We start from the raw sequence: 13,611 nt of genomic DNA, 5'->3' as shown, positions 1-13,611 counted from the left end.
GTGGACAACCGAGGCGGACGGAGTCCCCAAGTCCCGCTTCCCGCACGGCCGTCAGGTCAAGGCCACGTAAGCGTTCTGCCCCATTTCAGGGAGGGCGCCCCTTTTATTGACCATGCGCCGACGCGCGTACGAGGGCGCGCTCCGGCGAGCTTTTTCGGCCGCTCCCGCCCATCCGAAAACCGGCGAACCCGCAACCGGTAACCGGGGTCGCGCAACCGGTGACCGGGGTCGGCAACCGGGCCGGCGACCGGGCCGGCGACCGGTGTCGACAACCGACAAAGCGGCCATAACGCACGGACGGGAATATGGAGTCGTGGGCCCGAACCGCACGACGGTAGCCTTGAGGGGTGATTGACCTTCGCCTGCTCCGTGAGGACCCCGACCGTGTTCGCGCCTCCCAGCGCGCCCGTGGAGAGGACGTCGCGCTCGTCGACGCCCTGCTCTCCGCCGATGAGCGGCGCAGGTCGTCCGGCGTGCGCTTCGACGAACTGCGCTCCGAGCAGAAGGCGCTCGGCAAGCTGATCCCCAAGGCGTCGCCGGAGGAGAAGCAGGAGCTCCTGAAGAAGGCGGGCGAGCTCTCCGCCGCCGTCAAGGCCGCCGACGCCGCGCAGAACGAGGCCGACGAGGAGACCAAGCGCCTCCTCGGACAGCTCGGCAACATCGTCCACGCGGACGTCCCGGTCGGCGGCGAGGAGGACTTCGTCGTCCTCGACACGATCGGCACCCCGCGTGACTTCGCGGCCGAGGGCTTCGAGCCGAAGGACCACCTGGAGCTCGGCGAGGCGCTCGGCGCCATCGACGTCGAGCGCGGCGCGAAGGTCTCAGGATCGCGCTTCTACTACCTGACGGGTGTCGGCGCGCTGCTCGAACTGGCCCTGGTGAACGCGGCGATCGCGCAGGCGACGGAGGCCGGGTTCATCCCGATGCTGACGCCCGCCCTGGTCCGCCCGCGCGCCATGGAGGGCACGGGCTTCCTCGGCCAGGCCGCCGAGAACGTCTACCACCTGGAGAAGGACGACTACTACCTGGTCGGCACCTCTGAGGTCGCGCTCGCCGGTTACCACATGGACGAGATCATCGACGCCGACAAGCTGCCCCTGCGGTACGCGGGCTTCTCGCCCTGCTTCCGCCGTGAGGCGGGTACGTACGGCAAGGACACCCGCGGCATCTTCCGCGTGCACCAGTTCGACAAGGTCGAGATGTTCTCGTACGTCGACCCGGCCGACGCCGAGAACGAGCACAAGCGCCTCCTGGAGTGGGAGAAGCAGTGGCTGACCGGTCTCGGCCTGCCCTTCCAGGTGATCGACGTGGCGACGGGTGACCTCGGCTCCTCGGCCTCGCGCAAGTTCGACTGTGAGGCCTGGATCCCCACCCAGGGCAAGTACCGCGAGCTGACCTCCGCGTCGAACTGCGACGGCTTCCAGGCCCGCCGCCTCTCGATCCGGTACCGCGACGGCAAGAAGGTCCAGCCGCTCTCGACGCTGAACGGCACGCTCTGCGCCGTCCCGCGCACGATCGTGGCGCTCCTGGAGAACCACCAGCAGGCCGACGGCTCCGTGGTGGTGCCCGAGGTCCTGCGTCCGTACCTCGGGGGCCGAGAGATCCTGGAGCCCGTCGCCAAGTGAGCCAGCCAGCTCCGGTCACGCCGTCCTTCCCGTACAAGCTGGTCGCCACCGACCTCGACGGGACGCTGCTGCGGTCCGATGACACGGTGTCGGACCGCACGCGTGACGCCCTCACCGCCGCCACCGCGGCGGGCGCGGCGCACATCGTCGTCACCGGCCGTGCGGTCCCGTGGACGCGGCACATCCTCGACGACCTCGGTTACGACGGCATAGCGGTGTGCGGGCAGGGCGCGCAGGTCTACCACGCGGGTGAGCACCGGCTGCTCACCTCGGTCACGCTCGACCGGCAGCTCGCGGGGCTGGCGCTGGCGAAGATCGAGGCGGAGATCGGCCCGCTGGCCCTCGCCGCGAGCCGCGACGGCATCGACGGCGAGGTCCTGGCCGGCCCGGGGTACGCGGTCCAGGAGGGCCCCCTCCCCGTCATCTCCCTGACGGACCCGTCCGACCTGTGGTCGGCCCCGCTGAACAAGGTGTACATCCAGCACCCCGGCCTCGGTGACGACGCCCTCGCGGCCGTGGCGCACCAGGTGGCAGGGGATCTCGTCGGCGTGACGATGGCCGGCGAGGGCATCGTCGAACTGCTCCCGCTCGGCCTCACCAAGGCCACCGGCCTCTCCCTCGCGGCCCGCCGCCTGGGCGCGAAGGCCGTGGACACGATCGCCTTCGGCGACATGCCGAACGACATCCCGATGTTCGCCTGGGCGGCCCACGGCGTGGCCATGTCCAACGCCCACGAAGAGCTCAAGGCAGTGGCCGACGAACTGACGACGTCCAACGAGGCGGACGGCATCGCGGTGGTCCTCGAACGGCTGCTCGGCCGATAGGGCCGACAGGGTCGACGATCCCGTCCTGGCCCCTGTCCCGTCTTCCCCTACTCCTCCCCGGCCAGCTTCAGTGACCTGAGCTTCTGGCCCGCGTACCAGGTGGCCGCCGCCGTGACGATCACCAGGAGAGCCGTCGCCGCCGGCAGCCCCACGTCGGACGTGATCAGGTCGCCCTTGCCGACCTTCTGGGCGACCGCGAGGGACCACTGCTGCACGCTGAGCGTGCGCGCACCGGCCACCAGCGACCCGAACAGGGTCTCCCAGACCAGGGCGTAGACGAGCCCGAAGACCACCGCGTGCCGGGTGATCGTGCCGAGGAGCAGGAAGATCGCGGCGTACGTGATGGAGGCGACCAGCGCCGCGATCGTGTAGGCCACGGCGATCTGCTGGCCGTTGCCGTTGAGGATCATGCCCGCGATGAACGTGGGTATCGCGGAGAAGGCCATGGTCACGGCGACGGCGACGATCAGCTTGGTGAAGATGATCGTGGGCCGCTTGACCGGCTTGGAGAGCAGATAGACGACGGAGCCGTCGTCTATCTCGGGGCCGATGGCGCCGGTGCCCGCGATGACACCGATGATCGGCACCATGGTGGCGAGCGCGAAGCCGCCCAGGACGTCGACGGCCACCTGGTCGTCGGCGCCGCTGAAGCCGCGCACCGCGCCGGCGATGACGACCAGCAGGACGGGCAGGGCGAAGAGGATCAGTGCCCGGCGGCGGCCGAGCAGGGCCCGGTAGGTGAGCCGGGCGACAGTGGGGTCATACATGAGGCTCCCTTTCAGGCCGCGACGAGGTAGGAGAAGACCGACTCGAGGGACTCGTCCGATGGCGAGACCGTGAGGAGCCGGATGCCGTGCTCGCGGGCGACGCGCGGCAGCAGCGTGGTGAACCGGCCGAAGTCGACCGCCTGGATGCGCAACGCGCCCTCCTTGAGATCGACTTCGATCCCGGCCGTCGACGGGTCGGAGATCAGCGCGGCGGCCAGGGCGCGGTCGTCGCTGGAGCGGATCAGATAGCGGTGGGGCCGGTCGGTCATCAGGCGGCGGATTTTGCGGAAGTCGCCGCTCGCCGCGTGCCGTCCGGCGACGATCACCTCGATGTGCGAGGCCAGTTGCTCGACCTCTTCCAGGATGTGCGAGGAGAACAGGACGGTGCGGCCCTGGTCGCCCATGGTCCGCAGGAGCTCCATGAGCTGCATGCGCTGACGGGGGTCCATGCCGTTGAACGGCTCGTCGAGCAGCAGCACGGAGGGGTCGTGGACCAGGGCGGAGGCCATCTTCACGCGCTGGCGCATGCCCTTGCTGTACGTGGAGATCTTCCGGTCCTGCGCGTACTCCATGTCGACGGTCGCGAGCGCCTTCTTGGCGGCCCGCTCGTCCAGGCCGTGCAGCTCGGCGTTGGCGACGACGAACTCGCGGCCGGTGAGGAAGTCGTACATCGCCTCGCGCTCGGGGACGATGCCGATGTCCTTGTATATCTGTTCGTTGCGCCAGATCGGCCTGGCGTCGAGCGTGACGCTGCCCGTGGAGGGGGCGAGGAAGCCGCCCATCATGTTGATGAGGGTCGACTTGCCCGCGCCGTTCGGGCCGAGGAGCCCTGTGACTCCCGGACCGACGTTCATGGTGATGTCGTTGACCGCCACCACATTGCCGAACCAGCGGGACGTGTGGTCGATGCTGATGGTGGTCATTAGAGGCCGACCCTTCGGTAGCGGCGCATCAGCGCGCCGTAGCAGCCGGCGATGAGGCCGAGCACGACGAGTACGTAGACGACGCCGACGCCGGACGAGGGTCCGTCCGCGCCGGGGAAGGCGGAGGTCGCGCCGAGGAACGCCGTCTGCACGCCGTCGATGAGCGTGATGGGCGAGAACAGTCCGAGCCAGGCGATGGCGCCCGTGCTGCCCTGCTCGTAGGCGATGGCCTGGACCGTGGAGACCGCTCCATAGGTGATCGTCAGGACGGCGATGACGGCCGCGATGCCGAAGCCGCGGCGGGGCGTGACCGCCGAGACGACGAGGGCGATGCCGGAGAAGAGGAGCGAGAGCAGCGCCACGGAGACCAGTCCCTGGCCGAAGCCCTCCGTCTGGTCCAGGAAGTCGAGCTTGGCCAGCAGCGCCCCTATGTAGAGCACGAGCAGCGGCGCGGCGGTGAGGACGAAGAGGGCGGAGGTCATGGCGGCGAACTTCGCGAGGACGTAGTCACCGCGCTCGATGGGCCGCGAGAAGTACAGGGGCACCGTCTTGAAGCGCAGATCGCGGGAGACCGTCTGCGGCGCCTGGGCGGCGAGGAAGAGGCTGATGACGGCCTGCATCACGATCGCGTAGCGCGTGTAGTCGACGGGGAGGTCATCGGCCTTCGTCGCCACGGCGACGGCCACCATGATCGCGGCCGGCAGGCACATCACCGCGAAGAGGATCATGGGCAGGACCTTGGACTTGGCGGAGCGCCCGAGTCCGTACGCGCCGCGCAGGCTCTGGGAGAAGAGCGAGCGGCGGGCATACGCACGGCCGAGCCGCGGTCCGTCGTAGTCGCGGTAGCCGATGTTGTGGATCTGGGTGGAATCAACGCTCATCGCGCCCGCCTCCTGTCTGCTGTGCGGCCGCGGTGGTGGCCGGGACCGCCACGGGCTCGGGGGCGGGCCCCGGCCGTGCCGCGTCCTGGTCCGTGAAGACCTCCGCGATGTGGTGCCTGCGCTGTTCCATCCGGACCAGGCCGAGGCCGAGGTCGGCGACGAGGTCACGCACGAGGTCGTACGTCTCCTCGCCGTCGGCGGTGAGCAGGATCGTGTGGCCGGCGCCGGGCAGTTCGCCGCCGGCCTCGGTCTCTATGCCGCGCCCGCGCAGGGCTTCGCGCAACGCTCCCGTGCCGTCGGGGCGTTCGTCGGAATCGGTGACCTCGACGGCCAGCGTCGTGGTGGTCTGGGTGAAGTCGGTGGTGGAGCTCGACCGCAGCAGCTTGCCGCCGTCGACGACGACGACGTGGTCACACGTGCGCTCCAGCTCGCCGAGGAGGTGCGAGGTGACGAGGACCGAGATGCCGAAGTCGGTGTGGACGCGGCGGATCAGTCCGAGCATCTCGTCGCGCCCGACCGGGTCGAGGCCGTTGGTCGGCTCGTCGAGGAAGACCAGCTGGGGGTCGTGCACGAGTGCTTGGGCGAGCTTGACGCGCTGCTTCATGCCCGTCGAATAGCCGCCTATCGGGCGGTACCTCTCTTCGTAGAGCCCGACGTGCCGCAGGGTGTCTGCGGTGCGCTCGCGGGCCGCGGTGGGCGGGAGTCCGGACATGCGCGCCATGTGGACGACGAACTCGGTGGCCGAGACGTCGGGCGGCAGGCAGTCGTGCTCGGGCATGTACCCGACGCGCTCGCGGATCTGGCCGCCATGGGTGGCGACATCGAGGCCGAGCACGGCGGCGCGGCCCTCCGTGGCGGGGGACAGACCCAGCAGGATCTTGATCAGTGTGGACTTGCCGGCTCCGTTGGCCCCGACGAGTCCGGTCACACCGGGCCCGATATCCATGGAGAGCCGGTCAAGCGCGGTCACCCTCGGGAACCGCTTGCTCAGGCTTTCTGTCGCGATCACAGTCACGATTCGAAGGTAGTGGCGCGGGCCACACCGGTCGTCAACCCACGGTCTTGCGCTGTCCTCACTCTGGAGTATTACGGGCCCGTAAGGGTCGTCCTGGAGTCGCCCCCTGGGGGAACTTCCGGACCTGTCCCGGAGGCTTCGGCGCAACTCTTGACGTAGCCGCCGCGCATTGTCACATTCGTCAGTGTCAAGTTACGAACACGTACAGCGACGAGGGCGCGTTCTCGCTGGACGATGACGACGATGACCTGCCGCATGTGCGGCGCCGGGCTGAGGAGAGGGCCGCCGCATGACGATCGGAGCAGGCACTGAGGGACTGAAGGGCGCGCGCGAGCGTCGGGTGCGCACGGGCGGCGTGGAGTTGTGCGTCGCGGAGCTGGGCGACCCGGAGCGGCCCACGGTCGTGCTCGTCCATGGTTATCCGGACTCCAAGGAGGTCTGGACCGAGGTCGCCGGGCGCCTCGCGGCCGGCGGCGACTTTCACGTGGTGCTGTACGACGTGCGCGGACACGGCAGGTCGACCGCGCCGAAGCCGCTGCGCGGCGGCTTCACCCTGGAGAAGCTGACCGACGACTTCGTGGCGGTGATCGACGCGGTCAGCCCGGACGGGCCGGTGCATGTCGTCGGGCACGACTGGGGTTCGGTGCAGGCGTGGGAGTTCGTCACGGTGAAGCGCACGGAGGGCCGCATCGCCTCCTTCACGTCGATATCGGGCCCCTCGCTCGACCACTTCGGGCACTGGATCAAGAAGCGCGTGTCCCGGCCGACTCCGCGCAGGGTGGGCCAACTGCTCGGCCAGGGCGCCAAGTCCTGGTACGTGTACATGCTGCACACGCCGGTCCTGCCGGAGCTGGCCTGGCGTGGTCCTCTCGGCAAGCGGTGGCCGAAGATCCTGGAGCGCGTGGAGAAGGTCCCGGCGGGCGACTATCCGACGCCGTCGCTCCCCCAGGACGCCGCGCACGGAGCCTGGCTCTACCGCGACAACGTCCGTGCGAGGCTGCGCAGGCCGCGCGCCGATGCCTATGCCCACGCGCCCGTGCAGCTCATCACGCCCTCGGGGGACATGTTCCTCTCCGAGCGGCTCTACGACGATCTGGGCCTCTGGGCCCCGCGACTGGTCCGCCGCACCCTGTCGGCCAAGCACTGGGTGCCCCGCACCCGCCCGGACCAGCTCTCGGCGTGGATCTCCGAGTTCGTGACGGCCCACGAAGGCGGCGAAGACGGCGGGGCCTCGCGGGACCGCATGGCCACGGGGAAGCATGCCGACCGGTTCAGCGGCCGGCTCGTCCTGGTCACGGGCGCGGGCAGCGGCATCGGGCGGGCCACGGCCTGCGCGTTCGCCGAGGCCGGGGCGCGTGTGGTGGCCGTCGACCGGGACGCGGAGAGCGCGGCCCGTACGGCGGAGCTGGCGCGGCTGGTCGGCGCCCCCGAGGCCTGGGGCGAGACGGTCGACGTCTCCGACGAGCAGGCCATGGAGAAGCTCGCCGAGAAGGTCGCCGGGGAGTACGGCGTCGTCGACGTCCTGGTGAACAACGCGGGCATCGGCCTCTCCGGCTCCATCCTCGACACCAGCACCGAGGACTGGAAGAAGGTCCTCGACGTCAACCTCTGGGGTGTCATCCACGGCTGCCGGCTCTTCGGCCGGCAGATGGCGGAGCGCGGTCAGGGCGGCCACATCGTCAACACGGCGTCGGCGGCCGCGTTCCAGCCCTCCAGGGCGCTGCCCGCCTACAGCACCTCCAAGGCCGCGGTCCTCATGCTCAGCGAGTGCCTGCGCGCGGAGCTGGCGGGCCAGGACATCGGGGTCTCGGCGATCTGCCCCGGCATCGTCGACACCAACATCGCGTCGACCGCGCGCTTCGCCGGTGTCGACGCCGAGGAGGAGAAGCGCCGCCAGAAGCGGAGCTCCCGGCTCTACGGCCTGCGCAACTACCCGCCGGAGAAGGTCGCCGACGCGGTCCTGCGTGCCGTCGCCAAGAACCAGGCGGTGGTGCCGGTCACCCCGGAGGCCCGGGGCGCCCAGCTCCTGTCCCGCTTCGCTCCCAGGGCCCTGCGCGCGATCGCCCGGCTGGAGCCGCCGCTATGAGCACCGAGAAGCATCCGGAACCGACGGAACTCACGGAACTCACGGAACCCGCGGAACCCACAGAACCCGCGGAACCGACGGAGCACCGGGTCGAGTACCGCATAGAGGACCTGGCCCACCACAGCGGGGCGACGGTCCGCACGATCCGTGCCTACCAGGACCGCGGACTGCTCCCCCGCCCGGAGCGCCGCGGCCGGTCCAACGTGTACGGCGATGCCCACCTGGCGCGGCTGCGGCAGATCGCCGGCCTGCTGGACCGCGGGTACACCCTGGCCTCCATCAAGGAGCTTCTGGAGGCCTGGGACGCGGGGCGGGGCCTCGGCGGGGTGCTCGGCCTGGCCGTGGAGGTCGACGGGCCCTGGACGGACGAGAAGGCCGACCGGATCTCCCGTGCCGACCTGTACGCCGCCTTCGGTGGCGTACCGGACGAGGAGGCGGTCGCGGACGCGGTCGCGCTGGGCGTGCTGGAACCGATACCGGGGCGCGAGGACGAGTTTCTGGTGCCGAGCCCGCAAGAGCTGGCGGTGGCCATGGAGTTGCACGCCTCCGGAGTACCATTGTCGGCGATTTCCGCCCATTTGCGGGAGTTGCGGGGGCAGGTCGAGCACATAGCCTCCCGTTTCCTGGAGTTCACGACGGAGCACGTTTTCGCGCGCTACCTCGGCAACCGGCCGCCGACCGAGGCGGACGCGGCCGAAGCCGCCGAGCTCGTACGCCGCCTTCGGCCGCTCGCGCAGCAGTCGGTCGACGCGGAACTGGCGCGGGCCATGCGGTTGTTCGCCACCCGGCACCTCCGGCGGCACCTGGACCCCGGGCAGCCGGTACAGCGGCCGGAGGGGACAGTCGCCGTCAGCCTGCCCGCTGCCACAATGCGGGCCGTCGAGGCGTTGGTTGGCGTTGAACGGGCGGCGGAGTTCATTGGTGCGGCCGCTGAACGGGAGGTTCAGGCGCGGCGCTTGGACTCCTTGGCGGCAACACCGCGACAAGAAGCACAAGTTACTCAAACACCTTAATTGGTGCGGCGGTTATCCACAGAACCGCCAAATTGCCTGTGGATAAGGGGACTTACTTGTGGATCAAACCTTCGGGCAAAAATTCATGGGTGAAAAGTCGGTGGACGGGGGCCGAGCGTGCGGGAAACCACCGTCCCGGGCCTCGCCGAGCACCCGAGCCGCGCCGTACCGTCCGCTCCGACCAGGCATGATCGTCACCATGGAGCACCTGCACAGCACCGAGGCGGCCGTCAACGCCCTGCGCGAGTACCACCGCGAGATCGAGGTCACGCACGACATCGGCGCCGACCGGACGACGCGCCGCTCCGCCGCGGGACTCGGCGTGACGACGGACCCGGACGGATCGCTGCCGCACGAGGCGTTCGCCGAGTTCGGCGGCTCGCCCCGGGTATCGGTGCGGCTCTACCCCGAGGACGACGGTGCCGCCGACGCCCTCATCACCGTCGAGGACGTCGAGTGCCACGACGTCCCGCGCGACCAGGTGCCCGCCTTCGTGCGCTCGGTCTTCGGCGGCCTCGCCCACGTCCGGGCCAAGCGCTTCCCGCCCGGCTACCGCCTGGTCGTGCCGCTGCCCGGCGACAAGACGTACAAGGAGTACATCCCGATGGTGCTGCTCACGCCCTGGCTCAGCTCCCGGGTCCGCTGAGCCGGCGGCCGACGGACGGACTTACGCTCGGACACATGAACCTGCGTCTGAGCACCGTGATCCTCCCCGTCCGCCGCTGGCACGAGGGCGGCAGGGAGCGCTGGCAGCGCGCGGAGGAGCTCGGGTTCCACACCGCGTACACCTACGATCACCTCTCCTGGCGGACCTTCCGTGACGGTCCCTGGTTCGGGGCGGTACCCACGCTGACCGCCGCCGCGGCCGCCACCGAGCGGCTCCGCCTCGGCACCCTCGTCACCTCGCCCAACTTCCGGCACCCCGTGACGCTCGCCAAGGAGCTGATCACCCTCGACGACGTGTCGAACGGCCGGATCACCCTCGGCATCGGCGCGGGCGGCAACGGCTTCGACGCGACGGCGCTGCGGGCGAGCGACGAGGAGCCCTGGACGCCCCGCGAGCGGGCCGACCACTTCGGCGAGTTCCTGCCCCTTCTCGACCGGCTCCTGACCGAGGACGTCGTCTCGTACGAGGGGAAGCACTACTCCGCCACCGAGGTGCGGAACATCCCCGGCTGTGTGCAGCGCCCACGGCTGCCCTTCGCGGTGGCGGCGACCGGGCCGCGCGGGCTGCGGCTCGCCGCGCGCCACGGACAGGCGTGGGTCACCACCGGCGACCCGAAGCTCTTCGAGTCCGGCACCCCGGAGCAGTCACTTCAAGCCATCCGCGGGCAGGCCGAGAAGCTCGCCGCGGCCTGTGACGAGATCGGCCGGGATGTCGCCGAAGTCGACAAGATCCTGCTGACCGGGTTCACTCCCGACCGGCCCCTGGACTCCTTCGACGCCTTCATCGACTTCGCCGGTCATCACGCCGACCTGGGCTTCAACGAGATCGTTCTGCACTGGCCGCTGCCGGACACCTACTTCGCGGCGGACGAGAAGGTCTTCGAGCGGATCGCCCTGGAGGCGCCGGGTCAGTTGAACACGAGCACGATCAAGTCCTGACGGCTCTCAGATGTGCGCCCCAGCGCACGCCCGTGCACGTTTGTGCGGGACAATCGATGGCGTGACCTCAGCTACCCCAGGGCCCGAGACCCCCGCCACGAACGCCCCGGCCACGGACGCCCCCGCCACGAACGCCCCGGCCACGACGGACGGAACCGGCAGGACCGAGCCGTGTCCGAGCCCGCGGCTGATCGCCACGGATCTGGACGGCACGCTTCTGCGTGACGACAAGACGGTCTCCGACCGCACGATCGCCGCGCTCGCCGCGGCCGAGGCCGCCGGGATCGAGGTCTTCTTCGTGACCGGCCGCCCGGCCCGCTGGATGGACGTCGTCAGCGCCCACGTCCACGGTCACGGCCTCGCCATCTGCGGAAACGGCGCGGCGGTGGTCGATCTGCACGGCGGCCCCGGCGCCCACAGCTTCGTCAAGATCCGCGAGCTGGAGCGGGAGCGCGCCCTCGACGTCGTCCGCAGGGTGCGTGCCGCGTCGCCGGGTACGTCCTTCGCGGTGGAGCGGACCGGGGGACTGCACCACGAGGAAACGTATCCGCCGCTGCACATGGAGCCCGGTGAGAGCGTCGCGCCCGCCGAGAAGCTCCTCGCGGAGGCCCCCGCGGACCCCGCGGTGGCCGAGCAGCCCGTACTCAAGATCCTCGCCTACCACCCGGAGCTCGCGCCCGACGACTTCCTGATGGTGGCGAGGGCGGCCGTCGGGGACCGGGCCACGATCACCCGGTCCAGCCCCAGCGCGCTCCTGGAGATCAGCGGCCCCGGTGTCTCCAAGGCCAGCACGCTGGAGCTGTACTGCGCCGAGCGCGGCATCACGTCCGCCGAGGTCGTCGCGTTCGGGGACATGCCCAACGACATAGAGATGCTGACCTGGGCGGGTACGTCGTACGCCATGGGCAACGCCCACCCGGACGTCATCGCCGCCGCCTCCGGCCGCACGGTCGCCAACAACGACGACGGCGTGGCCGTGGTGATCGAACAGATCCTGGCCGAGCGTCGCGAGCCGAGGCCCTAGTACGGAGCCTGCCAGACCACCGTCGTGCCGCTGCCGGCCTCGCCGGTGCCCGGGCCGTACCAGCTGTCGCCGCCCAGGGACTCGGCCCGCCGTTTGAGGTTCCGCAGGCCGCTGCGCCGGCCGCCCTCGGCGATGCCCACACCGTCGTCCGCGACGGTCAGGCGTACGCCCTGCCGCCCGTCCGGCAGGATCACCGTCGCGTCGACGACGACGTCGATACGGGCGGCCCGCGCATGGCGGAACGCGTTGGAGAGGGCCTCACGCAGGGCCGCGATGAGGTTCTTGCCGGTCAGTTCGCCGACCACGGTGTCGACAGGTCCCACGAAGTGGTGCGAGGGCTTGAAGCCGAGCGGCACGGCAGCCATGTTGATCTCCCGCAGCACACGGGTGCGCAACCCCGACGGCGCCTCGGCCGGCCCCTGATGCAGCGCGAAGATCGCCGTACGGATCTCCTGGATGGTCACGTCCAGTTCGTCGACGGCCTTGCCGACGCCGGCCTGCACCTCCGGCACGACCGACCTGCGCTGGGCGCTCTCCAGCATCATGCCGGTGGCGAAGAGCCGCTGGATGACGAGGTCGTGCAGGTCCCTGGCGATCCGGTCGCGGTCCTCGTAGACCGCGAGACGCTCCCGGTCGCGCTGCGCGTCGGCCATCATCAGCGCAAGCGCGGCCTGCGAGGCGAACTGTATGCCGAGCGTCCGCTCGGCCTCGCTGAAAGGGCGTTCCCCACGCGCGCGTGGCGTGACGAGGGTGCCAAGGACACGGCCGTCGCTCTGCAGCGGAAGGAGCATGACGGGGCCGTAGCGGCGGGCCAGTTCCGTCATGACGCGCGGGTCGCCCGCCGCGTCGTCCATGAACACGGGCTCTCCGTCGAGCAGCTGGGCGACGATGCGGCTCTCCGGGGGGACGACCATGCCAAGCGCCCCGGTGGGCTCCTCCGAGGAGACCGCGACGACCTCCATGCCGCCCTCCCTGTCGGGCAGCAGCACGATCCCGGCGTCCGAGTCGGCGAGGTGCCTGGCCTGTTCGGCCACGACGGCGAGCGCCTCGTCCGCGTCGCTGCCGGAGAGCAGGGCCGTGGTGACCGCGACCGAGCCGTCGATCCAGCGTTCGCGCTGCTTGGCGGCCTCGTACAGACGGGCGTTCCCGATGGCGATGCCCGCCTCCGCGGCGAGGACGCGCACGATGTGCACGTCGTCGTCGTTGAACTCGGCCCCGTTCCGCTTCTCCGTCAGGTAGAGGTTGCCGAAGATCTCCCCCTGTACGTGGATGGGGACCCCGAGGAAGGTCCGCATCGGCGGGTGATGGGCCGGGAAACCGCAGGAACGGGGGTCGGCGGAGAGGTCGGACAGACGCAGCGTCCTCGGCTGGTGGATCAGCGCGCCGAGCAGGCCCTTGTGACCGTCGGGCAGGCGTCCGATGCGTTCGGCGGTCTCCTCGTCGATGCCGTGGTGGACGAAGTCGGAGAGCCCTTGGCCGTCCTCGGCGACCACGCCGATCGCCGCGTAGCGGGCGTCCGCGAGCTCGGCTGCGGTCTCGCAGATGCGGTCCAGGGTGACGTGCAGCTCCAGCCCGGTGCCCACCGACCGCATGGCTTCGAGGAGCTGCGGCACCCGCGAGGCCAGCTCGGGCGAGAGCCCCTGGAGGCCGCGCGTCGCCCGCGCCTCCGTCTGCCCCGGGCGGGATGTGCCGCCGGGGGGCGGTGAACCGGCGGAGGCCGGAGGTACGGACATGCCTTCGAGCGTAGTAAGCCCTCTTTGCAGGGGAAAGTCGAAGCCGTTTTCGACGGGGCCGGCGGCCTCGGTGAGGCTGCGGGGGGGCGGCCTCGGTGAGGCTGCCACGGGGGCC

12 protein-coding genes are annotated in these 13,611 nt (G+C 70.5%); 7 read left to right on the top strand and 5 right to left on the bottom strand.

Translation table 11 applies throughout. The features are described from left to right. Positions 1 to 347: 347 nt before the first annotated feature. Positions 348 to 1,625 carry a serine--tRNA ligase gene (gene serS, locus ACRAKF_RS20405; protein WP_447038616.1) on the top strand — a complete coding sequence of 426 codons (1,278 nt, stop codon included), beginning with the start codon at positions 348 to 350 and terminating at the stop codon, positions 1,623 to 1,625. Then, a complete protein-coding gene (locus ACRAKF_RS20400; RefSeq protein WP_447038615.1) occupies positions 1,622 to 2,449 on the top strand; it encodes an HAD family hydrolase in 828 nt (275 codons plus the stop codon). Before serS ends, ACRAKF_RS20400 begins: the two co-directional genes overlap by 4 nt. 47 nt (positions 2,450 to 2,496) lie before the next feature. Here ACRAKF_RS20400 and ACRAKF_RS20395 read toward each other — a convergent pair whose 3' ends face one another. The 4 genes from ACRAKF_RS20395 to ACRAKF_RS20380 are packed head-to-tail and all read right to left on the bottom strand — an operon-like array spanning position 2,497 to position 6,029. Beyond that, the gene (locus tag ACRAKF_RS20395; protein WP_447038614.1) at positions 2,497 to 3,216 is read right to left on the bottom strand and encodes an ABC transporter permease; all 720 of its coding nucleotides are present in this window, start codon (positions 3,214 to 3,216) and stop codon (positions 2,497 to 2,499) included. Positions 3,217 to 3,227: 11 nt separating this feature from the next. Continuing rightward, positions 3,228 to 4,139: an ABC transporter ATP-binding protein gene (locus ACRAKF_RS20390; protein ID WP_447038613.1), complete on the bottom strand. Its 912-nt coding sequence runs from the start codon at positions 4,137 to 4,139 to the stop codon at positions 3,228 to 3,230. Continuing rightward, positions 4,139 to 5,020, bottom strand: a complete 882-nt coding sequence (locus tag ACRAKF_RS20385; RefSeq protein ID WP_447038612.1) for an ABC transporter permease subunit — start codon at positions 5,018 to 5,020, stop codon at positions 4,139 to 4,141. Before ACRAKF_RS20385 ends, ACRAKF_RS20390 begins: the two co-directional genes overlap by 1 nt. Next, positions 5,010 to 6,029, bottom strand: a complete 1,020-nt coding sequence (locus tag ACRAKF_RS20380; RefSeq protein ID WP_447042074.1) for an ABC transporter ATP-binding protein — start codon at positions 6,027 to 6,029, stop codon at positions 5,010 to 5,012. Before ACRAKF_RS20380 ends, ACRAKF_RS20385 begins: the two co-directional genes overlap by 11 nt. A gap of 295 nt (positions 6,030 to 6,324) precedes the next feature. Here ACRAKF_RS20380 and ACRAKF_RS20375 point away from each other — a divergent pair, with 295 nt between their 5' ends. The 5 genes from ACRAKF_RS20375 (at position 6,325) to ACRAKF_RS20355 (ending at position 11,763) form a co-directional block, all read left to right on the top strand. Further along, positions 6,325 to 8,121, top strand: a complete 1,797-nt coding sequence (locus ACRAKF_RS20375) for an SDR family oxidoreductase (RefSeq protein WP_447038611.1) — start codon at positions 6,325 to 6,327, stop codon at positions 8,119 to 8,121. After that, positions 8,118 to 9,134, top strand: a complete 1,017-nt coding sequence (locus tag ACRAKF_RS20370) for a MerR family transcriptional regulator (protein WP_447038610.1) — start codon at positions 8,118 to 8,120, stop codon at positions 9,132 to 9,134. Before ACRAKF_RS20375 ends, ACRAKF_RS20370 begins: the two co-directional genes overlap by 4 nt. 187 nt (positions 9,135 to 9,321) lie before the next feature. Next, the gene (locus ACRAKF_RS20365) at positions 9,322 to 9,780 is read left to right on the top strand and encodes a hypothetical protein (RefSeq protein ID WP_447038609.1); all 459 of its coding nucleotides are present in this window, start codon (positions 9,322 to 9,324) and stop codon (positions 9,778 to 9,780) included. Between the two features lie 35 nt (positions 9,781 to 9,815). Continuing rightward, entirely contained in the window at positions 9,816 to 10,739 is a 924-nt protein-coding gene (locus tag ACRAKF_RS20360; RefSeq protein ID WP_447038608.1) for an LLM class flavin-dependent oxidoreductase, read from the top strand. A 61-nt stretch (positions 10,740 to 10,800) separates the two neighbouring features. After that, positions 10,801 to 11,763, top strand: coding sequence for a Cof-type HAD-IIB family hydrolase (locus ACRAKF_RS20355; protein ID WP_447038607.1), 963 nt, complete (start codon positions 10,801 to 10,803; stop codon positions 11,761 to 11,763). On the opposite strand, the gene ACRAKF_RS20350 is transcribed toward ACRAKF_RS20355, so the two are convergent. Continuing rightward, positions 11,760 to 13,496: a GAF domain-containing sensor histidine kinase gene (locus ACRAKF_RS20350; RefSeq protein WP_447038606.1), complete on the bottom strand. Its 1,737-nt coding sequence runs from the start codon at positions 13,494 to 13,496 to the stop codon at positions 11,760 to 11,762. The genes ACRAKF_RS20355 and ACRAKF_RS20350 overlap by 4 nt on opposite strands. Positions 13,497 to 13,611 lie beyond the last annotated feature (115 nt).

Source organism: Streptomyces sp. DSM 118878 (genome assembly GCF_052936595.1).
Note: the sequence above shows the minus strand (reverse complement) of the source record. Positions and strands in the feature narration are given on the sequence as shown.